This window comes from Enterobacter sp. 342, from assembly GCF_036663495.1.
Lineage (GTDB): Bacteria > Pseudomonadota > Gammaproteobacteria > Enterobacterales > Enterobacteriaceae > Enterobacter.
Map to the genome: position 1 here is coordinate 106,175 of NZ_JAWUEI010000005.1, position 22,198 is coordinate 128,372.

The following is a 22,198-nucleotide window of genomic DNA, read 5'->3' on the forward strand; positions in this document are numbered from 1 at the left end:
TCTTCCTTTACGGGTTCATTTGGCCCCGCAGGGGGGCGGATTTTATCATAATACTTTGCGCACTGCTTCCCTATTTCAGGAGCAATTACGCTGTCGTTAAATGGAGGCAGACATCCGGACCCACCGGACGAATCTCGCTAAATTTGAGTTGTGGTGCATCGGCCAGTTTTTCAAGGCCGGGCAGCACAAACAGGCTACGCGCGTCGCTACCCAACAGTTTAGGCGCAACGTAAACAATCAGCTCATCCACCAGCCCGGCCTGTAAGAGCGCACCGGCGAGCGTTGGACCCGCTTCGACCCAGATGCTGTTTACCTGTTGTTTGCCAAGCAGCATCATCAGCACCACGAGATCCAGATGCCCGTTATGCTCCGGCACCATGATGCTGCGAACACCTTCCGGCCAGTCACGTGAATCTTCTTTAGTGCGCGCAATCCAGGTTTCACCAGGCTGCTGCACAATGCGGTGCTCAGGTGTGACGCGGTTCTGGCTATCAATGACAATACGCAGCGGCTGACGCAGGTTCTCCTGCGGATAAAGCGCCTGGGTATCGGCATTCAGTTCGTTCCAGCGCACGGTCATGGCCGGATCGTCAGCCAGAACGGTTTCACTGCTGGTGAGGATAGCATGGCTTTGCGCACGCAGACGTTGCACATCGCGCCTTGCCTGCGGCGAGGTGATCCACTGGCTCTCACCGTTCGCCATTGCCGTGCTACCGTCCAGAGAGGCGCCCAGCTTAAGTTGGATGTACGGGAACCCGGTGCGCATGCGCTTGAGGAAGCCTTTATTGATCGCTTCCGCGTCTTGCATCATCAGCCCATGGCTGACGTCAATCCCTTCCTGCTGGAGACGATACAAACCGCGACCGGCAACCTGCGGGTTCGGGTCCTGCATCGCCGCGACGACGCGTGAAACACCCGCCGCAATCAGTGCTTCGCAGCACGGTGGCGTACGGCCGTGATGACTGCAGGGCTCCAGCGTGACGTAGGCCGTAGCACCGCGCGCCTTCTCACCAGCCATGCGCAACGCGTGAACCTCAGCATGCGGCTCGCCCGCACGATAGTGAAAACCTTCGCCCACAATCTCGCCATCTTTGACGATAACGCACCCGACGTTCGGGTTAGGATGGGTGGTAAAACGACCGCGCTGCGCCAGCTTCATGGCTCGCGCCATGTAAATCTCATCCTGCATGAGCTTAATCCTGTAAGCGGGCGATCTCTTCGCCAAACTCTTTGATATCTTCGAAACTCCGGTAGACCGAGGCGAAGCGGATATAGGCGACCTTATCGAGCTTTTTCAACTGCTCCATCACCAGGTTGCCAATCATCTTGCTTGGCACTTCACGCTCACCCAGACCACGAAGATAAGATTTAATGTGATTTAACGCCATTTCAACGTCATCCGCGCTGACGGGGCGTTTTTCCAGAGCTTTAAGCATTCCGCTGCGCAACTTCTCTTCGTTAAACGGCTCGCGCACGTCGTTACTTTTTACCACGCGCGGCATAACCAGCTCTGCAACCTCGAAGGTCGTAAAACGCTCATTACACACCAGACACTGCCGACGACGGCGTACAGAAGACCCTTCGCCCACAAGACGAGAGTCGATGACTTTGGTATCCACAGCGGAGCAGAATGGGCAATGCATACGGTATCCCTGTTATCTGGTTAACTCATTTCATTTTACCCTGATCTGGCCTGACAACAAAGGAAGAGCTTTTTGAGACAAAGGATCTATGTCTGACAGGTGGATGCTGACTACCATAATGAGGATCCGTTATTTAAAGGAAATAAACGCAATGACAAGACGTTACCTGAAGATTTTGCTGGTGGGGAGCCTCTTCACCCTTAGCGCCTGTGCACAGCAAACCGAAGTTCGCCAGATGAAACAAAGCGTCAACACGCTCAATACGGCGATGGACAAACTGAACAAAGAAACGGTGAAGATTACCCAACAAAACGCGCTGAACGCAAAATCCAGCAGCGGGGTGTATCTGCTGCCAGGTGCCAATACGGCTGCGCGGCTCAACAGCCAGATTGGCACGCTTAAAATGTCACTGGTGAACGTTGCGGCGAATGCAGATGGTACTCGCGCAACATTACGCATCCAGGGAGAATCCAACGATCCACTTCCGGCCTTCAGTGGCACCGTCGAGTGGGGCCAGATCCAGGGCACAACCGAGAGCTATCAGGAAGTGAATGTGAAGAACCAATTGTTCACTGCTCCCGCGAGTATACTGGCACCCAGCGATGTTGATATCCCGCTTCAACTGAGTGGACTCACGCCAGATCAGTTAGGTTTTATCCGCATCCACGATATCCAGCCCGCCGCGCAGTAACCCCTCCTTCAGCGGAGTGCAATGTCACTCCGCTAACATTTACATTTCGTATGGATTGGCAACATAAATGATTGTCGCTACAATCCCGGCCGTTTAAAGTACGCAAACGTGAACGCAATCGATTACGCGTGTGAGAGATATGTGAAACAACACATATTTTTGTGAGCAGGGATTCCTATAATAGGCACCGCAGAAACACGAAATATTTAGAAACGCAATTCGCGCATTTTTCACTCCCGGAAGGGAATTTCAATCAGTGGCATGATTATGAAAAAAACATTACTTGCAGCCGGCGCTGTGCTGGCACTTTCCTCCTCTTTCACTGTTAACGCAGCGGAAAACGATAAACCACAGTACCTCTCCGACTGGTGGCACCAGAGCGTTAACGTCGTCGGCAGCTACCACACCCGTTTCGGACCACAGATCCGCAACGATACCTACCTGGAGTACGAAGCGTTCGCCAAGAAAGACTGGTTTGATTTCTACGGTTACGTGGATCTGCCGGTATTCTTCGGTGGTAATACCGATGCGAAAGGTATCTGGAACAACGGTTCCCCGCTGTTCATGGAAATCGAACCACGCTTCTCTATCGATAAACTGACCGGCACCGATCTGAGCTTCGGTCCGTTCAAAGAGTGGTACTTCGCGAACAACTACATCTATGACATGGGTCGCAACGATTCTCAGGAACAAAGCACCTGGTATATGGGTCTGGGTACCGACATCGACACTGGCCTGCCGATGAGCCTGTCCATGAACATTTACGCGAAATACCAGTGGCAGAACTACGGTGCCTCCAACGAAAACGAGTGGGATGGATACCGTTTCAAAGTGAAATACTTTGTTCCGCTGACTCAGCTGTGGGGCGGTAACCTGAGCTACATCGGTTTCACTAACTTCGACTGGGGTTCAGATCTGGGTGACGACAACTTCTATGACAACAACGGGAAGCACGCTCGCACCAGCAACTCTATCGCTTCCAGCCACATCCTGGCCCTGAACTACGATCACTGGCACTACTCTGTTGTTGCTCGTTACTGGCACAACGGTGGTCAGTGGAACGACGATGCCAGCCTGAACTTCGGTAATGGTGACTTCAGCGTTCGTTCTACCGGTTGGGGTGGTTACCTGGTCGTGGGTTACAACTTCTAACCTTGTGGTAGTCGCCGGGCAAAAAGCCAGCTCAGGAGCTGGCTTTTTTACTGCTTAACCTTCCGCAAAAAATCGGCCAAAGACTTGTCAGCACTCTCGCTAAACCGCCTCTCCGTCATCACAATGTTGAGACATCTGTCGAGCCGGAAACAGCGATAGTCATCGCGCCGCTCACACCACGCCGCCAGCAGCCAGCGCTCACCCCAGAAGAACAATCCTAACGGCTGAACATCACGCTGTGAGAGCTGCCCAACTTCGTCGCGGTAATGCAACGCCAGCACGCGCTGAGCGGAAATTGCCTGATGAATCATGTCAAAATCGCTGCGGGAGTGGCTTTGCATGCAAAAATCCGGGGCGTAGATCCGCGTCTGCTCCGCCTTTCGACGACTCTCCTCAGGCAGAATCGCTAACACCTTCTCCTGAGCCGACTCCAGCTCGCGCGACAGCGATTCTCCTCCCCAGGTTTTGAGCAGGCGAATCGCCACCATTAACGCCTCGGACTCCTTGTTTGTCAGCATCAGCGGCGGTAAATCAAAACCCGACATCAGCCGATAGCCGCTTCCCGCCTCACCCTCCACCGGCACGCCGGAAAGTGACAAGTCGCGGATGTCGCGGTAGACCGTTCGCTCAGACACGCCAAGCCTGTCCGCCAGATGCGCTGCCGTTGTCAGACGCCTGCCCCGCAGGATCTGCACAATCTGAAACAAACGGTCAGCGCGTCGGGTCATATCTTCGTTAACTCTCAGGCAGGTTGGTGGAGACCGACGCGATTACCTTCACTGTCGGTAAACAATGCGATAGTGCCAATCCCACGAGGTAATTCCAGTGGGCCGAATACACACTCACCGCCTGCGGTAACGATACGATCGAGCGTGGCAGGCAGATTGTCAGTATGCAGGTAGATAATAGCGCCTTCGTGAGACGGCACAATGCCCTCAAATTTTGCCAGCGCTCCGCCGGTACCCGGATCCTCATGCGGGAAAACGGCCAGCTCAGCGCAGTCCATTTTCTCGCGTTTTAACGAAACCTGCATCACTGGCTCATAAAAAGTAATCGCGCGATCCATATCCGTGACCGGGATTTCAAACCAGTTAATTACACTTTTCATACATCCTCCTGACTGTTTGTTTGGGTTCGAAAAGAGTCTACGACAGGGCTCCTGACAGCATACTGTCAGGAGTGTTTGTCAGGAGCAGATAAAAAAAATCCCGGTCATCAGACCGGGATTTCGATAACGCGATAAACGTCTTACGGCAGAATTGACGGCTGATCCGCCCCTTCTTTCTCGACTTTCTGCTGGAGCAAGTGCTCGCGCTTCATGCCGAGTTTCAGTGCCAGTGCGGATGCGACGTAAATAGAAGACGCCGTACCGATAGTCACACCGATAAGCATGGTCAGCGAGAAGCCTTCCAGCACCGGACCACCGAAGAGATACAGCATCAGGATAACCATCAAAGTTGTCCCGGATGTGATCAAGGTACGGTGCAGCGTCTGGGTCAACGACACGTTAAAGATTTCGTACGGCGTACCGCGACGGATCTTACGGAAGTTTTCACGAATACGGTCAGATACCACGATACTGTCGTTCAGTGAGTAACCGATAACGGACATCAGGGATGCCACGATAGTCAGGTCAATCTCAATGTGGAACAGAGACAGTACGCCCATGGTGATCACCACGTCGTGCGCCAGTGCGATAACCACACCTGCCGCCAGTCGCCACTCGAAGCGGAAACCAACGTAGATCAGGATGGAGATCAGCGCCACCATCAGCGCCATCGCACCGGTCTGCGCCAGGTCAGCACCTACGCTTGGGCCGACGAACTCAATACGCTTCACAGCCGCATTCTGGCTGGTCGATTCGTTAATGACGTTGAGAACCTTGCTACCCAGCTCCTGGCTGCCGTTGGCATCGTGTACCGGAGGCATACGCACCATGATATCGCGGCTGCTGCCGAAGTTTTGCAGCAGCGGCTCTTCAAAGCCCGCTTTCTGCAGCGATTCGCGCATCTGGTCCATATCAATCGGTTTTTCCAGGGAGATTTCAATTACCGTACCACCGGTAAAATCGAGACCCCAGTTAAAGCCTTTCACGCCCATAATGACGATGGACAGAATCAGCAGAAAACCTGAAATGCCGAAGGCCCAGTAGTCCCAGCGCATAAAGTCCCAGACTTTACGGCCGTGGTTTAATTGTTCAACAGTATATTCCTGTGCCACAACGCACTCCTCAGATAGACAGCTTTTTGACGCGCTTGCCGCCGTACAGCAGGTTCACGATGGCACGGGTGCCGACGATAGCGGTAAACATCGACGTTGCAACACCGATACCGGTAGTAATCGCAAAGCCTTTGATCGCGCCAGTACCCACTGCATACAGGATAAGAACCTTAATCAGTGTTGTTACGTTCGCATCGAAGATGGAGCTGAACGCGCCTTTATAGCCTTCTTCAATCGCCTGCTGCACAGAGCGACCGTTGCTCAACTCTTCTTTGATACGCTCGTTGATCAGTACGTTGGCGTCGACCGCCACCGCAAGGGTCAGAACGATACCCGCAATACCCGGCATGGTCAGCGTCGCACCCGGCAGCAGGGACATGATGCCGATGATCAGCACCAGGTTAGCCAGCAGCGCGGAGGTCGCAATCAGACCAAACTTCTTATAGAAGAAGATCATGAACAGAATAGAGACCACCAGACCGGCCAGACACGCTTCCAGACCCTGCTGGATGTTTTGCATACCCAGAGTAGGACCAATGGTACGTTCTTCAACAATCTGGATTGGTGCAATCAGCGCACCGGCACGCAGCAGCAGAGAGAGCTGACGCGCTTCGTTCGGGTTGCTGATACCTGTGATGCGGAAGCTGTTACCCAGACGAGACTGGATATTGGCGATGTTAATCACCTCTTCCTCTTTCACCAGTACCGCACGGCCGTTGGCATCTTTCTTACCGCTGTCTTTGTACTCCACAAACAGGGTCGCCATCGGTTTGCCGATGTTGTCCTTGGTGAAGTTAGACATGATGTTACCACCCGCGCTATCGAGCGAGATGTTAACCTGCGGCTGGTTGTATTCGTCCTGGCTGGAAGTGGAGTCAGTGATGTGGTCACCGGTCAGGATCACGCGTTTGTACAGCACAACAGGCTGACCTTCGCGGGTCTGTTTCACTTCGGAGTCACCCGGAATACGGCCTGCGGCGGCAGCGGACTGATCAACATTGGAGTTAACCAGACGGAATTCCAGCGTTGCGGTCGCACCCAGAATCTCTTTCGCACGTGCGGTATCCTGGATACCTGGCAGTTCGACCACGATACGGTCAGCACCCTGGCGCTGTACCAGAGGCTCAGCCACACCCAGTTGGTTTACACGGTTACGCAGAATGTTGATGTTCTGCTGAACAGCGTATTCACGCGCTTCACTCAGACGCGCATCGGTCATCACCGCGCGCAGCTGGTTGCTGCCTGAAGAGGTGATCACCAGATCGCGGTGACGTTGAGACAGGTAAGTTACAGCCTGGTCGCGCGCCGCACTGTCGCGGAACGTGATGCTCATACCGTAGTTATCTTCTTTACGCACGGTAGTGTACGCGATGCCTTTTTCACGCAGATCGCTGCGCAGGCTGTCGATATTCTGTTCCTGCAGTTTGCCCAGCGCGGTATCCATATCCACTTCCATCAGGAAGTGAACACCACCACGCAGGTCAAGACCGAGTTTCATTGGCTCTGCGTTCAGCGCAGCCAGCCAACGAGGGGTTGCAGGAGCAAGGTTAAGCGCCACGACATATTTATCACCCAGCACGCCCATCAGCGCTTCACGGGCGCGGAGCTGCGTGTCGGTGGTGTCGAAGCGAGCAAGAATTGCACCCTCTTCCAGAGCCACAGACTTAGCGGTAATTTTTTCTTCTTGTAACGTTTTCTGGACCTGGATCAGCGTTTGCTCACTGGCGGCGACACCGCGCGCGCCAGTGATTTGAACAGCCGGATCCTCACCATACAGGTTGGGAAGCGCGTACAGCAGGCCGACGAGAATCACGACGACCAGCATGATGTACTTCCACAAAGGATAACGGTTTAACACGGCAGTTCCCTTTGGGAAAAGTTGGGATTACAGCGCCTTCATAGTGCCTTTCGGCAGAACGGCAGCTACGAAGTCACGTTTGATAACCACTTCAGTGGTGTCATTCAGCGCGATAGCAATGTAGCCGCTTTCAGCCACTTTGGTTACGCGACCAACCAGACCACCATTGGTCAGCACTTCATCGCCTTTCGCGATGGAGTCCATCAGCTTTTTGTGCTCTTTGGTACGCTTTTGCTGTGGGCGCAGGATCATGAAGTAGAAGATCAGACCGAACACAACCAGCATCAGAATCAGAGACATCGGGCTGCCCTGCGCCGGAGCACCTGTTGCCGCTACCGCATCAGAAATAAAAAAGCTCATTCAAATTCCCTCATTATTAAAATTAATCAACGTTCAAAGGTGGAACGGTTCGACCCTGACGTTGGTAGAAATCGGTCACGAAGCTCTCTAATTTACCCTCTTCGATAGCCTTGCGTAAACCAGCCATTAAGCGCTGATAATAGCGAAGGTTATGAATGGTATTGAGACGCGCACCCAAAATCTCATTACAACGATCGAGATGATGCAGATACGCGCGAGAATAATTGCGACAGGTATAGCAATCGCACTCGGCATCGAGCGGACTGGTGTCACTCTTATGCTTCGCGTTACGGATTTTCACCACGCCATCGGTAACAAACAGATGACCATTACGCGCGTTACGGGTTGGCATCACGCAGTCGAACATATCAATGCCACGGCGTACACCTTCAACCAGATCTTCTGGTTTACCCACACCCATCAGGTAACGGGGTTTATCTGCCGGGATTTGCGGGCAGACATGTTCCAGAATGCGATGCATGTCTTCCTTCGGCTCACCCACAGCCAAACCGCCGACAGCGTAGCCATCAAAACCTATCTCTACCAGACCTTTAACGGAGATATCACGTAAATCTTCGTAAACACTCCCCTGAATAATGCCGAACAGCGCATTTTTGTTCTCCAGGGAGTCAAAACGGTCGCGGCTACGCTTCGCCCAACGCAAAGACATCTCCATCGAGCGTTTGGCGTAATCCCAGTCGGCCGGATACGGTGTACATTCGTCGAAGATCATGACGATGTCAGAACCGAGATCGTACTGAATCTCCATCGATTTTTCTGGATCGAGGAAAATAGGATCGCCGTTGATCGGGTTACGGAAGTGTACGCCCTGCTCGGTGATCTTGCGAATATCACCCAGGCTGAAGACCTGGAAACCGCCGGAGTCGGTCAGGATAGGGCCTTTCCACTGCATGAAGTCGTGCAGGTCACCGTGGAGCTTCATGATCTCCTGACCCGGACGCAGCCACAGGTGGAAGGTGTTGCCGAGGATAATCTGTGCGCCAGTGGCTTCCACTTCTTCCGGCGTCATCCCTTTTACGGTGCCGTAGGTACCCACAGGCATAAACGCGGGGGTTTCCACCACACCGCGATCAAACACCAGGCGACCGCGACGCGCGCGGCCATCGGTGGTATCGAGTTCAAATTTCATTTTTTCTCCGACGTCAGAAAAACAGTCCAACGTTGTAAAACAGTGCCGCGGACTTATTCCCCGACACGCTCATTCAAAGCCTGCGGATTGTACGTGATAAACATCGCGTCCCCGTAGCTAAAAAAGCGATATTTTTGTTCTACCGCAGACTTGTAGGCATTCATCGTATGCTGATACCCCGCAAATGCAGACACCAGCATAATCAGCGTGGATTCAGGCAGATGGAAGTTGGTCACCAGCGCATCAATCACTTTGTACTGATAACCCGGGTAGATGAAAATCTGCGTATCGCCAAAGAACGGTTCGATAAGATCGTTCTTCGCGGCCTGTGCGGCGCTCTCAAGCGAACGCACGGAGGTCGTACCGACGGCAATCACGCGGCTCCCTCTGCCTTTCGCCGCCAGAACAGCATCCACCACGTCCTGCGGTACTTCGGCATACTCGGAGTGCATGATGTGATCTTCGATACTGTCCACGCGCACCGGCTGGAAGGTACCCGCGCCAACGTGCAGCGTCACGAACGCCATCTCAACGCCTTTTGCACGCAGTTTTTCCAGCAGCGGCTCATCAAAATGCAGACCCGCGGTCGGCGCGGCGACTGCGCCAGGTTTCTGGCTGTAGACAGTCTGGTACAGCTCGCGGTCGGCCTCTTCGTCCGGACGCTCAATGTACGGCGGCAGCGGCATGTGGCCGATAGCGTTCAGAATGTCGAGCACAGTACGCTCGTCATCGAATTCCACCTCGAACAGCGCATCGTGGCGCGCGGTCATGGTCGCTTTGATGCTCTCGTCATCACCGAGCAGCAGCTCAGCACCCGGCTTCGGTGCCTTAGAGGCGCGAATATGTGCCAGAATACGTTTATCATCGAGCATACGTTCGACCAGCACTTCAATCTTGCCGCCGCTGGCTTTACGGCCAAACAGACGCGCCGGGATCACACGGGTATTGTTAAAGACCAGCAGATCGCCAGGGTTGAGCTTGTCGAGTAAATCGGTGAAAGTACCGTGCGTCAGCTCGCCCGTTGGCCCATCCAGTGACAGCAAACGACAGCTACTGCGCTCAGGCATTGGATAGTGAGCAATCAGGGATTCAGGTAGTTCAAAGGAGAAATCGGCGACGCGCATGACGTATACTCGTGACTTAAAAACAGGCGGCATAGTCTAGTGCTCACACCCTCTTGCTGCAACAACTAGCCACCCCCGGACAAATAAAACGCATGAATTTTCTCGCTCACCTGCATCTCGCCCACCTCGCTGACAGCTCCCTTTCCGGTAATTTGCTGGCCGATTTCGTGCGCGGTAACCCCGCTGAGAACTATTCTCCTGAGATCGTCGACGGTATTTTTATGCATCGCCGTATCGACGTGCTGACAGATAACCTGCCGGAAGTGACAGAAGCCAAAGCGTGGTTTCGCCCCGAAACCCGCCGCGTTGCACCTATCACGCTTGATGTGATGTGGGATCATTTCCTGTCGCGCCACTGGGCACAACTCTCGCCGGAGTTTCCGTTGCCGGATTTTGCGCGCTATGCCCACCAGCAGGTGTCAATCATTTTGCCCGACTCGCCGCCGCGCTTTGTGAATCTGAATAACTACCTGTGGTCAGAACGCTGGCTGGAGCGCTATCGCGAGATGGACTTCATTCAGAATGTGTTAAACGGGATGGCCAGCCGCCGACCGCGCCTGGATGCGCTGCGCGACTCCTGGTATGACCTGGATGAACATTACGATGCACTGGAGACCCGTTTCTGGCAATTCTATCCACGCATGATGGCGCAGGCGAAAAACAAACAGCTCTGACAGAATTCGCATTGATAGGTAAAAGCTGGCGGAACGATTGTCACCACCTCTTTGTCTTATCCATGAACACTCTCTATACTGGCTCGCGTTGCGTTCCAAATAACCTTAGTATCTACAGGAGAATCATATGGTTCTGGTAACTCGTCCGGCTCCGGATTTTACAGCTGCAGCAGTTCTGGGCAACGGTGAAATCGTTGAAAACTTCAACTTCAAACAGCACACCAACGGTAAAGCGACCGTTCTGTTCTTCTGGCCAATGGACTTCACTTTCGTTTGCCCGTCTGAGCTGATCGCGTTCGACAAACGTTACGAAGAATTCCAGAAGCGTGGCGTAGAAGTTGTTGGCGTCTCCTTCGACTCTGAATTTGTACACAACGCATGGCGTAACACCCCTGTCGACAAAGGCGGCATCGGTGCGGTGAAATACGCAATGGTTGCGGACATCAAACGTGAAATCCAGCAGGCTTACGGTATCGAACATCCGGACGCTGGCGTTGCACTGCGTGGTTCTTTCCTGATCGACGCAAACGGCATCGTTCGTCACCAGGTTGTGAACGATCTGCCACTGGGTCGTAACATCGACGAAATGCTGCGTATGGTTGACGCGCTGCAGTTCCACGAAGAGCACGGTGAAGTGTGCCCGGCTCAGTGGGAAAAAGGTAAAGAAGGTATGGCTGCCTCTCCAGACGGCGTAGCGAAATACCTGTCTGAGAACGTATCCAGCCTGTAATCGGCACGGTTTACGAAAAAGGCCCGCTTATGCGGGCCTTTTGTTTTAGAACGCGAAGCACGAACACCCTAACACGCCCCAGAATGCCTGCTCATCAGAGACAGGAATATCCGACTGACGCGCGATACCATGCGCATGCCCATGCACACCACAACTCCCGATGCACTGGTGCATCTGTACCACCGCACCCACTTTACTTGCCGCTGGCGGTGCGGAGCGATAATGTCCGGGTACCTTCACCACCGGCGACCACTCTGGCACAACCGGAATTGGCGGTGGCGAAAGAGGGCTGAAATGTCCGGCGGCATACACTACCTTGCCATCCACCACGGTCAGTACCGATTCAATACCTTTGATCTCCTCTTCCGGCACGCTGAAGTAGTCTTTCGACAGCACCACCAGGTCCGCCAGTTGCCCTTCGACCAGGCGACCTTTTTTACCCTGCTCGCTGGAAAACCACGCACTACCTGCCGTCCACAATTCAAGGGCAACGTCGCGCGGCAGACGGTTATTGTCGTCATACATCGCCAGCCCACCTACGGTACGCCCGGACACCAGCCAGTAGAGCGCTGTCCACGGGTTATAACTCGCCACGCGAGTCGCGTCCGTACCTAACCCAACCGGCACCTCCAGTTCCAGCATTTTCGCCACGGGTGGCGTGTGCTTCACCGCCTCTTTGCCATAACGGTCGACAAAGTACTCGCCCTGGAATGCCATGCGGTGCTGGACCGCAATCCCGCCGCCCAGCGCTTTCACGCGTTCGATATTTCGCTCGGTGATGGTTTCTGAATGGTCGAAGAACCAGTGCAACCCGTTAAACGGGATGTCGCGGTTCACTTTCTCGAACACATCCAGCATCCGACTGATGGATTCGTCATAGGTCGCGTGCAGGCGGAACGGCCAGCGGTTTTCCACCAGATGACGCACCACACGCTCCAGTTCGTCTTCCATTCCCTCGGGCAGATCCGGACGCGGCTGAAGGAAATCCTCAAAATCTGCCGCCGAGAAGACCAGCATCTCACCGGCCCCATTCGCGCGATAGAAATCTGTTCCCTGACCCGGTTTGAGCATATCTGTCCAGCGCTCAAAATCTTCCAGTTCCTGTTTCGGGCGCTGGGTAAAGAGGTTATAAGCAATGCGCACAGTCATCTGCTCTTTGGCGTGCAGCTCAGCAATTACCTCGTAATCTTCCGGGTAGTTCTGGAAACCGCCCCCTGCATCAATTGCGCTGGTCAATCCCAGGCGGTTCAGCTCGCGCATAAACTGGCGCGTAGAGTTCACCTGCTGCTCAATCGGCAGTTTCGGCCCTTTCGCCAGTGTGGCGTAGAGGATCATCGCATTAGGTTTGGCGATCAGCATCCCGGTCGGGTTACCATTGTTATCGCGCACAATCTCGCCGTCCGGTGGGTTCGGAGTCTCTTTGGTATACCCGACAGCTTTCAACGCCGCACGGTTGAGCAGCGCGCGATCGTAGAGATGCAGCACAAATACCGGGGTATCCGGCGCCGCCTCATTGAGCTCTTCAATGGTCGGCATCCGACGTTCAGCAAACTGAAACTCGCTCCAGCCGCCGACAACACGCACCCACTGTGGTGACGGTGTGCGGTCGGCCTGAACTTTAAGCATGCGCAAGGCATCCACCAGTGAAGGGACACCTTCCCAGCGCAGCTCCAGGTTGTAATTGAGCCCACCGCGGATCAGGTGCAGGTGAGAATCGTTCAGACCGGGGATTACCGTGCTTCCCTGTAAATCGACGATCTGCGTTCCCTGCGTCGCATAACTCATGATGCGATCGTGATTACCCGTAGCAAGGATCTTGCCGTTGGCGATCGCTACCGCCTCGGTAAGCGGATTTTCACGATCGAGTGTATGGATCTTACCCTTAGTTAAGATCAGTGTGGCAGTTTGAGGCATAACGTACTCCTTTCGGCCGAATCAGGCTTTTTTTAGCCATCCGGCAAACAGACGGGTCACGATGGGCATCCACAGCCAGACCACCAGCGCGACCACACAGGCATCGTTAATCAAATGCAGCAGCAATGAGCCTTTCAGGCCAGGAAGCAGCGCGCCAGTCACCTGTGGTACCAGATTGGTGCTGGGAAAGATCACCAGAAGCGTGATCAGAAACTGTTTCCACTGTTTTGGCTTACGTACGTGTGTCTCCGGTGGCGTAAACCAGAACGCAGGTTCCGTACGCACTTCGGTTTTGTCGCCTTCCGCCAGCAGCGGTTCAATCTCTTTCACCAGCGCATTGCGGGTATCGGACTGAGTCCACTCATAGAGGTGTTCGAGGGTGTCGAAGCGGATGATCACCGTCCACAGGTTTTGCCCTTCGGACGGGCGGATTACGTTCGCGCCCAGATGGCCGGGAAATTCCGCCGCGATGGGCATGATCCTGCCAAGCCACTGTTCGTAGTGCTCAGCCTGTCCCGGAAGTAACGTGTGAGTAATCACCAGCGTCACATGTGATGTTTGCGCCATAAAAGCTCCCTGGTCATTGATGGGCGGGAGAACCCCGCCCTGAAAGGTTTACGCTTTGCGTTCTGGTGCGCCATGAACGAGGGTGTAGGCATAATCAACGCCCATGCCATAAGCCCCGCTGTGCTCGCGAACCAGGTCCATCACCGCGTCGTAAGTGCCTTTGCGTGACCAGTCGCGCTGGTACTCAAGCAGAACCTGTTGCCAGGTCACTGGTACGGCCCCGGCCTGAACCATACGATCAATCGCACGTTCGTGCGCATCAACAGATGTACCGCCGGATGTATCGGTTACCACGTACACTTCGAAACCTTCGTCGAGCGCCATCAGTGCCGGGAAGGTCAGGCAAACCTCGGTCCACAGGGCTGAGATGATAAGTTTCTTACGGCCCGTTGCTTTAACTGCCGCAACAAACGCATCGTCTTCCCAGGAGTTCATCGAGGTACGTTCAATGGGTTTGACATCCGGATGAACCGCCAGCAATTCTGGCCAGATATAACCGCTGAAGCTTTTCGTTTCGACCGATGTGTAGATAACAGGAACATCAAAAATTTTGCCTGCTTTCGCCAGTGCTACCGTATTATTCTTCAGCAATTGACGGTCAATATTAGCGACACCAAAGGACATTTGCGGTTGGTGATCGATAAAAATCAGTGCGGAATTGGATGGATCAATCAGTTCACGAATAGACATAAAAGTACCTTTTAAACAATAGGTTAAAAGCAAACATTTGGTGTGCTATATGAGAAAGGGCCCTGACTGATAAAGCAAATTGAGTATAGCGAGAATTGACTGAGCGGATAGTAAAGATATTTGTCCCCTCTGTTGAATAAAACCGAACAACCCAGGGGAATATTCTGCAACCAGTACACCGTACCGGTTGCAGTCAGAGGTTAATTACCGAACCACACGGAAGCAGAAATTGCAGGAAGTGAGAGTATGCCTTCCTGAAGAGTCCCTTTACCTTCTTTGCATTGCCACGCCTTCACGTGCAGCAATGGAGAATCATCCAGCACCACTTCACAGGCCTCACCCCGGTTAATCGCCACCAGCACGCGCTGCTGGTTATAAACACGGGCAAATACCACCACGTTATCGTGAGCATACACCACCTGGCAGCCGCCATAACGTAACGCCAGGTTCTGTTTACGTAACTTCGCCATACGCTGATACAAACCCAACAACACCTTATCCTGTTTCGCTGGCTCCCACGGGAAGGTTTTGCGGCAGAACGGATCGTTGTTACCGTCCAGCCCCACTTCATCACCGTAGTAAATACAAGGCACGCCAGGCCATGTGAAGAGCCAGGTGACGGCCAGCGGCAGACGCGCCACATCCTTGCCAAGCAGGGATTTAAAGCGCGCCGTATCGTGGCTATCCAGCTGATTAAACATCCGTAATTGCTGCTGATGCGACAGACCGGCGCGGTAGTTATCCATCCACGCCATACAGGTTTCGGCATCAATGTGATTCGGATCGTAGGAGATGTCGGTATTCGCCAGGAATCCCCATAGCGGGAAGGTAAAGCCACGATAGTTCATCGCCGCATCTTCCGCATCAGCCTGCAGCCACTGGCGCGCATCGCCAAAATGCTCGCCAAATACAAATGCCTCTGGCTGAGCCGCTTTTGCAGAACGGGTAATACCCGCGACGTGTTGAATATTGTTCCGCGCCCCGCCCGCTTCGCCCAGCATGTGCACCACATCCAGGCGCCAGCCATCCATATTCCACGGTGCTTTCAGCCAGTGGCGTACAATGCTGTCTTCACCGCCGTAGATTTCATTGATCAGAGAAGGTGACTGGAAATCCAGCTTTGGCAGACTCGGATAACCCAGCCAGTCCAGCGCACGCCCCTCCTCATTAAAGCTATACCAGCTTCTCTGTGGTGAATCCGGGTTATGGCATGCTCCGCTCATCGACTGATTATGACGGTCAAACCACGCGTGTGAATCTCCGCTGTGGTTAAACACACCGTCCAGAATCAGGCGCATGCCTTCATTTCTGGTGTTCTGCCGCAGGCGCAATAACGCCTCGTCGCCGCCAAACTGCGCGTCAACGCGGCGATAATCTTCGGTATCGTATTTATGTACGCTCGGCGCACTGAACACCGGATTGAGATACAACGCTGTCACGCCGAGCTTTTTCAGGTACGGCAGCTTTTCGCTGATACCATCGAGATCGCCGCCGTAGAACGTCGAGCCGCCAGCCTGCGCAGTCAGTGGTTCATCCCATGCTTTCAGGATGATGTCGTGGCCCGCCGCATGGTGGTGATAGATCTTATCCTGGTCGGCGGTGCGTTTTTCACTGCGGGCAAAGCGGTCCGGGAAGATCTGGTAAAAGACCTGATCGTTAACCCATTGCGGCCCGTTATCCGGGTAATCCACCGCAAACTGCTCAAGACGGGCCGGAGGAAAACGGCTCAACCCCTGCGGGGAAAACCACAGCTGACGGTTGTTCCACAGCAGTTTGAAACTGTAACGGCGACGGGGCTGCCCGCTGCGCAAGTCGATATTTGCCCGCCAGGCCGTGATACCCGGCTGCGGCTGGCTGCGCTGTTTGTGCATTTTCAGCGCGGTCTCTTCGTTATCAATTTCGGCGCGTAGCGTCACGCGTTCAGGCTGATTCTCCCCCGTCAGCCAGAGCGTAATCACAAGGTTGTCTTTGTTTTGCTTAACAAATGGGGCAACCGGAAGGTGCCAGGCGTTTAACATCACGAATCCCCTTTGATGAAATTGACGTCACCTTGCCACAGGGTGATTAAGGTTAGCTCATCATGATGCGGTTTATTGGGGGAGGAGGATGGGGGAGGAGAAAAAATGCCCGACATCGTCGGGCATTTACATCACTGTGCTTCCGCCAGTTGACGGTCACGGCGGCATTTAAACATCCAGCCCACCAGTAGCAGGACGATCCACGCGAAGCCCACGTATAAGGAAATACGGGTATCCGGATGGTAGCCAATCAGGGCGATGATAAAGACCAGGAACAGCAGGCCGACCACGGTCGTTGCCACACCGCCCGGCACTTTGAACTTCAGAGCTTTCACCTCATCCGGTGACAGACGACGGCGGAATGCAACCTGTGACAGCAGGATCATAATCCACACCCACACCGTCGCGAAGGTTGCCAGCGACGCAATCACCAGGAAGACGTTTTCCGGCATGATGTAGTTCAGGTAAACCGAGAACAGCAGTGCGACGGTCATCACCACCACGGTGACCCACGGCGTACCGCGACGTGATGTTTTGGCAAATACCTTTGGCGCACTGCCCTGCTCCGCCATGCCGTGCAGCATACGCCCTACGCCAAAGACGTCACTGTTGATCGCGGAAAGCGACGCAGTCAGCACCACAAAGTTCAGAATACTGGCAGCAAACGCAATGCCCATATGCTGGAAGGTCAGTACAAACGGGCTACCGTTAGTGCCCACCTGGTTCCACGGGTAGATAGACATGATTACGAACAGCGTACCCACATAGAACACCAGAATGCGCATCGGCACCGAGTTGATGGCGCGCGGAATCGACTTCTCAGGATCTTTCGCTTCCCCGGCGGTGATACCGATAATCTCAATACCGCCGTAGGCAAACATCACCATCTGTAGCGACATCACCATGCCGAGCCAGCCGTTACTGAAGAAACCGCCGTTGCTCCAGAGGTTATGGATACCCGTCGGCTGACCGCCGTTACCAATCCCCCAGATGATGATCCCAAAACCGGCGACAATCATGATGATAATGGTGGCGACCTTAAAGAAAGAGAACCAGAACTCCAGTTCACCAAAGACTTTCACGCTCATCAGGTTAACCGCGCAGATGATCAGCACCACGCTCAGCACCCAAATCCAGTGCGGTACCGCCGGGAACCAGACCCCCATATAGATACCAAACGCGGTCACATCGGCAATCGCCACAATCAGGATTTCAAAGCAATAGGTCCAGCCGGTAATAAACCCGGCCAGCGGACCTAAGTTTTCCTGCGCGTAACGGGAGAACGAACTGGCTGAAGGATTGTGAACCGACATTTCGCCGAGGGCGCGCATGATGATATACGCCGCCACGCCGCCGATGATGTACGCCAGCAGCACGCTTGGACCGGCCATTTTAATGGCATCTGCCGAGCCATAAAAAAGACCGGTACCAATAGCGGAGCCCAGCGCCATAAAGCGGATGTGGCGCGTGCTCAGCCCACGTTTAAGTTTGTTAGTGCTTTCCATTTAAATCTTGCCATTCAACACGAAAAAAACAAAAAACCACGGGGCCTTAAGCCCCGTGGTTAAACAGTTTGTTGCCGTTGATTAATGGGCGTTCGATGCGACCTGACGCCCTGCAGCACGATCCCAGATAACCGCCAGAACCAGTGCAACAACGGTAGGCATCAGCCAGGCCAGGCCTTGTTCGGACAGTGGCAGACGCTGTGTCCAGGCTGGCAAAATTTCTGCGAAAGCTGATGCTTTAATCCCATCAAGGATACCAAAAATCAGGCTGATAAACATGGCTGGCGCAATAATTCGTGAGGAGTTGTTCCACCACGGACGAGTAAAGCTCAGTACCACCAGCACGATACACGGCGGGTAGATAGCCGTCAGCACCGGAATAGAGACCTGAATCAGGTGGCTCAGACCGAGGTTTGACACCGCCATGGAGAAGATGCCGAGAATAAATACCAGTGCGCGGTAAGAGAGCGGCAGATACTGCGCAAAGAACTCCGCACAGGCACAGGTCAGGCCAACGGCCGTCACCAGACATGCCAGGAAGATGAGCGCCGCCAGCAGCATACTACCCGCACCACCGAAGGTGTGCTGAACATAAGCATGCAGAATAGCCGCACCATTCGCGTTTTGATCAACCAGCATGGCACTATCGGAACCCAGACGGAACAACGCCAGATAGAGCAGTGTCAGGCCTACACCGGCCATCAGGCCAGCCCAGATGGTGTAGCGGGTCAGCAGACGTGCTTCGGTCACACCACGGGAACGCGCAGCGTTAACGATTACGATACCAAACACCATTGCACCCAGCGTATCCATCGTCAGGTAGCCATTCACAAAACCGTTAGAGAACGCGGCGTTTTTGTAGGCATCCATGGCGTCGCTAATCGGGCCTGCCGGCCAGACAATCGCCGCAACCGCCAGCACAATCAGTGCCACAATTTTCAGCGGAGCCAGGAAGTTACCGACGGTATCCAGCAGCTTGCCCGGATAGAGGGAAACCAGAATCACAATCGCGAAGTAGATCAGGCTGTAGATAAACAGCGGCATCGCGCCGTCACCCGTCAGAGGAGCAATACCTACTTCGAAGGAAACGGTTGCCGTGCGGGGGGTCGCAAACAGTGGGCCAACAGCCAGATAGCAGACGGTTGCCAGCAGGACACCCGCCACTTTGCCGATCGGGGTGCTGAGGCTATCAACACCGCCACCCACTTTCGCCAGGGCGATAACGGTCAGTACCGGCAAACCCACAGCAGTAATCAGGAAACCAAATGCAGCAGTCCAGACGTGTTCACCCGCCTGTAAGCCAACCATTGGAGGGAAAATGATGTTGCCTGCGCCAACGAACAGCGCAAATGTCATAAAGCCCAGCGCGATGATGTCACGCGATTTTAAGTGATGGGTCATAAAACCTTACTGCCTGTGGATGTGGTGTTGAAAACATTGAGTTTTTCGATTTCCCTGGTGGGAAGATACAGCCGAAAAATTGCTCAATTTCAGCGGGAAATGCTCCCGTCCTGGCGTGGAGAAGAATAGTTTTTCGATTTACCACGCAAATACAGTCGGTCTGACAGTATCTGGGGCGCAATTTAAACGCTTATAACGTTTAAAGGCAAGGTGGGATCGTAAAACCAGAACAATATGCCAGCATGAAAATACACACCAGCACAATACGCTAATTATCAGAAAAACCCATGGCTAATCATGCGAACAAAAAACAGTCAGCCGTATAAAATTCATTCGCGTTTCGTTTGACTGCAAAGCAAACGGGCCAGCAAACGCTGACCCGTGGAAAGGTAAAATGACACACCCGTTATCAGGCGATCTTTTTGGCAATTAATCGTTCCGGGATCACGAAACTAAAGCGGGTTCCCTTACCCAGGGTACTCTGAATATCGAGACGGCTTTCATGGTGATTGACGGCATGTTTTACAATTGCCAGCCCCAGGCCACTTCCCCCTGTCTGCCGCGATCGCGCTTTATCCACGCGATAGAAGCGTTCGGTCAGACGCGGGAGGTGCTCCGGTGCAATCCCCGGACCATTATCCTCGACGCTAAATTCAGCGCCCGTTGGGGTATGCTGCCAGCGCACCACGATCTCCGTCCCTTCCGGCGTATGATTCACCGCGTTATACACCAGATTGGAAATGGCGCTACGCAGCTCATCTTCACTGCCCAGTACCTTCAGCGTATTGTCGACCTCAAAGCTTAGGTGGTGCTTCTTATGGCTTAACGTTTGTGCTTCACGCTCCACCACCCGCAGCATCATGGGGACATCAATGGTGTCATTCAGCGCAAGCGTTGGCGCCGCTTCAATCTTCGATAGCGTCAACAGCTGTTTTACCAGACCTTCCATACGGTGCGTTTGCTCGCGCATGGTGTGCAGCGCTTTTTCACGTGGCGCACCTTCAAGCGTTTGCTCCTGCATCATCTCCAGGTAACCCTGAAGTACGGTCAACGGGGTACGTAATTCGTGGCTTACGTTCGCGAAGAAGTTGCGTCGCGCGCCTTCCAGCTGGTGCATCTGGGTGACATCGCGCGCCACCATCAGCCACTGCTGATCGCTGTAGGGCATCACGCGGATTTCCAGATGGCGACCATTATTGAGTTTCAGATTATGCGGACCCGTAAAATCACGCTTTTTCAGATACTGAGCAAACTCAGGATAACGCAGAAGGTTAAGGATATTCTGGCCATTATCATCCGGCCAGCGCAACCCCAGCAACTGTTGCGCAAGACCATTACACCAGAAGATAGTCCCTTCTTCGGTCGTCAGAATGACCGCATCCGGGAGCGACTCCGCCCCGCTGCGAAAACGCTTGATCAGGCTTCCCAGTTCGCGGCGGCGCTTTTTATTGCGCATCTGCATCTGGTGCAGACCGTAAAGCAGCGGTTCCCAACTGCCGCTTCCCGGCGGCGGCGTCATACTTCGGTCAACCCATAGCCACCAGGAGAGGCGTAACAGGTTCCAGAAATGCCAGATCAGCAGCCCGGTGACCGAAGCCAGCAGAAACCACGGCAGGTATCCAAGAAAGGCCCCCAGAATGAAGGCCGGAATACAACATAAGATCAGTTCAAAGACGAGCCTTTTCCATGACAGACGTTCCAGCACGCGTCACACTCCTGTCATTGTTCAGAAACGGGTAGAAAAACGATAACCCGTGCCGCGGACCGTCTGCACCATGCGATCGTGGCCGCTCAGTTCCAGCGCTTTTCGCAGGCGGCGGATATGGACGTCAACCGTCCGGTCTTCGACATATACGTTAGTTCCCCAGACGTTATTCAGCAACTGTTCGCGGCTGTAAACGCGTTCCGGGTGAGTCATAAAGAAGTGCAGGAGTTTAAATTCGGTAGGCCCCATGTCGAGCGGATTTTCGCCCGTCATGACACGGTGTGAGGTCGGGTCAAGGCTCAGACCTTGCATCTCAATCACCTCTTCCACTGCCATCGGTGAAATGCGGCGCATTACGGCTTTGATACGAGCAACCAGCTCTTTCGGGGAGAACGGCTTAGTAATGTAATCATCGGCACCCGTTTCAAGCCCACGTACGCGATCTTCTTCTTCGCCACGCGCCGTCAGCATGACAACTGGGATATCGCGGGTCATCGCTTCACGTTTAATGTGTTTGATAAACTGCAGTCCAGAGCCGCCTGGCAACATCCAGTCGAGCAGAATCAGATCGGGCCAGGGCTCATTCAACTGGTTCACCGCGCTGTCATAATCTTCCGCTTCAACCGGCTGGAAGCCATTTTGTTCGAGCACGAAGCACACCATTTCACGAATTGGAGCTTCATCTTCTACGACCAGAATACGTCTCGCCATACTTTGCCCTGTCTTATCTTATTTAAGTTACAAGTTTGTAATGCGGCGTCATTATGCGTCAGATTTATGACAGATTTATGAAAAA

At 53.8% G+C, this 22,198-nt stretch carries 21 protein-coding genes; 4 read left to right on the top strand and 17 right to left on the bottom strand.

Annotation, left to right across the window (positions count from 1 at the left end; genetic code table 11):
• Positions 1–85 precede the first annotated feature (85 nt).
• Positions 86–1,189 (bottom strand): bifunctional diaminohydroxyphosphoribosylaminopyrimidine deaminase/5-amino-6-(5-phosphoribosylamino)uracil reductase RibD, encoded by a 1,104-nt coding sequence (ribD, locus tag V6E55_RS06055; RefSeq protein ID WP_316942384.1) that lies wholly within the window; start codon positions 1,187–1,189, stop codon positions 86–88.
• Positions 1,190–1,193: 4 nt separating this feature from the next.
• Entirely contained in the window at positions 1,194–1,643 is a 450-nt protein-coding gene (gene nrdR, locus V6E55_RS06060) for a transcriptional regulator NrdR (protein ID WP_008503337.1), read from the bottom strand.
• A gap of 151 nt (positions 1,644–1,794) precedes the next feature.
• Between nrdR and V6E55_RS06065 the strand changes: the two genes are divergently transcribed.
• Positions 1,795–2,334, top strand: coding sequence for a DUF3251 domain-containing protein (locus tag V6E55_RS06065; RefSeq protein ID WP_316942385.1), 540 nt, complete (start codon positions 1,795–1,797; stop codon positions 2,332–2,334).
• Between the two features lie 267 nt (positions 2,335–2,601).
• Positions 2,602–3,486 (top strand): nucleoside-specific channel-forming protein Tsx, encoded by an 885-nt coding sequence (locus V6E55_RS06070; RefSeq protein WP_129996581.1) that lies wholly within the window; start codon positions 2,602–2,604, stop codon positions 3,484–3,486.
• Between the two features lie 47 nt (positions 3,487–3,533).
• On the opposite strand, the gene V6E55_RS06075 is transcribed toward V6E55_RS06070, so the two are convergent.
• The 7 genes from V6E55_RS06075 to queA all read right to left on the bottom strand — a co-directional run bounded on the left by V6E55_RS06075 (position 3,534) and on the right by queA (position 10,198).
• The gene (locus tag V6E55_RS06075) at positions 3,534–4,214 is read right to left on the bottom strand and encodes a helix-turn-helix transcriptional regulator (protein WP_114977919.1); all 681 of its coding nucleotides are present in this window, start codon (positions 4,212–4,214) and stop codon (positions 3,534–3,536) included.
• A gap of 14 nt (positions 4,215–4,228) precedes the next feature.
• Positions 4,229–4,594, bottom strand: a complete 366-nt coding sequence (locus tag V6E55_RS06080; protein ID WP_108090709.1) for a VOC family protein — start codon at positions 4,592–4,594, stop codon at positions 4,229–4,231.
• A 140-nt stretch (positions 4,595–4,734) separates the two neighbouring features.
• On the bottom strand, positions 4,735–5,706 hold the full coding sequence (gene secF, locus V6E55_RS06085; protein WP_114977918.1) for a protein translocase subunit SecF: 972 nt from the start codon (positions 5,704–5,706) through the stop codon (positions 4,735–4,737).
• A gap of 10 nt (positions 5,707–5,716) precedes the next feature.
• The gene (secD, locus tag V6E55_RS06090) at positions 5,717–7,564 is read right to left on the bottom strand and encodes a protein translocase subunit SecD (protein WP_072032696.1); all 1,848 of its coding nucleotides are present in this window, start codon (positions 7,562–7,564) and stop codon (positions 5,717–5,719) included.
• Between the two features lie 27 nt (positions 7,565–7,591).
• Positions 7,592–7,924, bottom strand: a complete 333-nt coding sequence (gene yajC, locus V6E55_RS06095) for a preprotein translocase subunit YajC (protein WP_000007630.1) — start codon at positions 7,922–7,924, stop codon at positions 7,592–7,594.
• A 22-nt stretch (positions 7,925–7,946) separates the two neighbouring features.
• Positions 7,947–9,074, bottom strand: a complete 1,128-nt coding sequence (gene tgt, locus V6E55_RS06100; RefSeq protein ID WP_028017667.1) for a tRNA guanosine(34) transglycosylase Tgt — start codon at positions 9,072–9,074, stop codon at positions 7,947–7,949.
• A 53-nt stretch (positions 9,075–9,127) separates the two neighbouring features.
• Positions 9,128–10,198, bottom strand: a complete 1,071-nt coding sequence (gene queA, locus V6E55_RS06105) for a tRNA preQ1(34) S-adenosylmethionine ribosyltransferase-isomerase QueA (protein WP_114977917.1) — start codon at positions 10,196–10,198, stop codon at positions 9,128–9,130.
• A 92-nt stretch (positions 10,199–10,290) separates the two neighbouring features.
• On the opposite strand from queA, the gene acpH reads away from it, so the two are divergent.
• On the top strand, positions 10,291–10,872 hold the full coding sequence (gene acpH / locus V6E55_RS06110) for an ACP phosphodiesterase (RefSeq protein WP_316942386.1): 582 nt from the start codon (positions 10,291–10,293) through the stop codon (positions 10,870–10,872).
• A gap of 127 nt (positions 10,873–10,999) precedes the next feature.
• Complete coding sequence (locus V6E55_RS06115; RefSeq protein ID WP_008503347.1) at positions 11,000–11,602, top strand: peroxiredoxin; 603 nt, start codon at positions 11,000–11,002, stop codon at positions 11,600–11,602.
• 45 nt (positions 11,603–11,647) lie between these two features.
• Here the strand turns inward: V6E55_RS06115 and V6E55_RS06120 are convergent, their stop codons facing one another.
• From V6E55_RS06120 to phoB, 8 genes are all read right to left on the bottom strand, one after another.
• Positions 11,648–13,516, bottom strand: coding sequence for an amidohydrolase (locus tag V6E55_RS06120; protein ID WP_316942387.1), 1,869 nt, complete (start codon positions 13,514–13,516; stop codon positions 11,648–11,650).
• A gap of 21 nt (positions 13,517–13,537) precedes the next feature.
• A complete protein-coding gene (locus V6E55_RS06125) occupies positions 13,538–14,083 on the bottom strand; it encodes an antibiotic biosynthesis monooxygenase (protein WP_028017671.1) in 546 nt (181 codons plus the stop codon).
• Between the two features lie 48 nt (positions 14,084–14,131).
• Positions 14,132–14,773: a hydrolase gene (locus V6E55_RS06130; RefSeq protein ID WP_014069092.1), complete on the bottom strand. Its 642-nt coding sequence runs from the start codon at positions 14,771–14,773 to the stop codon at positions 14,132–14,134.
• A gap of 200 nt (positions 14,774–14,973) precedes the next feature.
• On the bottom strand, positions 14,974–16,791 hold the full coding sequence (gene malZ, locus V6E55_RS06135; RefSeq protein ID WP_316942388.1) for a maltodextrin glucosidase: 1,818 nt from the start codon (positions 16,789–16,791) through the stop codon (positions 14,974–14,976).
• Between the two features lie 131 nt (positions 16,792–16,922).
• Positions 16,923–18,296 carry a proline-specific permease ProY gene (gene proY, locus V6E55_RS06140; RefSeq protein ID WP_316942389.1) on the bottom strand — a complete coding sequence of 458 codons (1,374 nt, stop codon included), beginning with the start codon at positions 18,294–18,296 and terminating at the stop codon, positions 16,923–16,925.
• Between the two features lie 81 nt (positions 18,297–18,377).
• Complete coding sequence (gene brnQ / locus V6E55_RS06145; protein WP_114977912.1) at positions 18,378–19,697, bottom strand: branched-chain amino acid transporter carrier protein BrnQ; 1,320 nt, start codon at positions 19,695–19,697, stop codon at positions 18,378–18,380.
• A gap of 409 nt (positions 19,698–20,106) precedes the next feature.
• A complete protein-coding gene (phoR, locus tag V6E55_RS06150) occupies positions 20,107–21,402 on the bottom strand; it encodes a phosphate regulon sensor histidine kinase PhoR (RefSeq protein ID WP_114977911.1) in 1,296 nt (431 codons plus the stop codon).
• 21 nt (positions 21,403–21,423) lie between these two features.
• A complete protein-coding gene (gene phoB / locus V6E55_RS06155) occupies positions 21,424–22,113 on the bottom strand; it encodes a phosphate response regulator transcription factor PhoB (protein ID WP_003859122.1) in 690 nt (229 codons plus the stop codon).
• Positions 22,114–22,198: the final 85 nt, after the last annotated feature.

What these genes read in the sequence shown, in the direction of transcription:
- ribD (WP_316942384.1), bottom strand. Translation starts at nt 1,189, where the DNA reads ATGCAGGATGAGATTTACATGGCGCGAGCCATGAAGCTGGCGCAGCGC.
- nrdR (WP_008503337.1), bottom strand. Translation starts at nt 1,643, where the DNA reads ATGCATTGCCCATTCTGCTCCGCTGTGGATACCAAAGTCATCGACTCT.
- V6E55_RS06065 (WP_316942385.1), top strand. Translation starts at nt 1,795, where the DNA reads ATGACAAGACGTTACCTGAAGATTTTGCTGGTGGGGAGCCTCTTCACC.
- V6E55_RS06070 (WP_129996581.1), top strand. Translation starts at nt 2,602, where the DNA reads ATGAAAAAAACATTACTTGCAGCCGGCGCTGTGCTGGCACTTTCCTCC.
- V6E55_RS06075 (WP_114977919.1), bottom strand. Translation starts at nt 4,214, where the DNA reads ATGACCCGACGCGCTGACCGTTTGTTTCAGATTGTGCAGATCCTGCGG.
- V6E55_RS06080 (WP_108090709.1), bottom strand. Translation starts at nt 4,594, where the DNA reads ATGAAAAGTGTAATTAACTGGTTTGAAATCCCGGTCACGGATATGGAT.
- yajC (WP_000007630.1), bottom strand. Translation starts at nt 7,924, where the DNA reads ATGAGCTTTTTTATTTCTGATGCGGTAGCGGCAACAGGTGCTCCGGCG.
- tgt (WP_028017667.1), bottom strand. Translation starts at nt 9,074, where the DNA reads ATGAAATTTGAACTCGATACCACCGATGGCCGCGCGCGTCGCGGTCGC.
- queA (WP_114977917.1), bottom strand. Translation starts at nt 10,198, where the DNA reads ATGCGCGTCGCCGATTTCTCCTTTGAACTACCTGAATCCCTGATTGCT.
- acpH (WP_316942386.1), top strand. Translation starts at nt 10,291, where the DNA reads ATGAATTTTCTCGCTCACCTGCATCTCGCCCACCTCGCTGACAGCTCC.
- V6E55_RS06115 (WP_008503347.1), top strand. Translation starts at nt 11,000, where the DNA reads ATGGTTCTGGTAACTCGTCCGGCTCCGGATTTTACAGCTGCAGCAGTT.
- V6E55_RS06120 (WP_316942387.1), bottom strand. Translation starts at nt 13,516, where the DNA reads ATGCCTCAAACTGCCACACTGATCTTAACTAAGGGTAAGATCCATACA.
- V6E55_RS06125 (WP_028017671.1), bottom strand. Translation starts at nt 14,083, where the DNA reads ATGGCGCAAACATCACATGTGACGCTGGTGATTACTCACACGTTACTT.
- V6E55_RS06130 (WP_014069092.1), bottom strand. Translation starts at nt 14,773, where the DNA reads ATGTCTATTCGTGAACTGATTGATCCATCCAATTCCGCACTGATTTTT.
- malZ (WP_316942388.1), bottom strand. Translation starts at nt 16,791, where the DNA reads ATGTTAAACGCCTGGCACCTTCCGGTTGCCCCATTTGTTAAGCAAAAC.
- proY (WP_316942389.1), bottom strand. Translation starts at nt 18,296, where the DNA reads ATGGAAAGCACTAACAAACTTAAACGTGGGCTGAGCACGCGCCACATC.
- brnQ (WP_114977912.1), bottom strand. Translation starts at nt 19,697, where the DNA reads ATGACCCATCACTTAAAATCGCGTGACATCATCGCGCTGGGCTTTATG.
- phoB (WP_003859122.1), bottom strand. Translation starts at nt 22,113, where the DNA reads ATGGCGAGACGTATTCTGGTCGTAGAAGATGAAGCTCCAATTCGTGAA.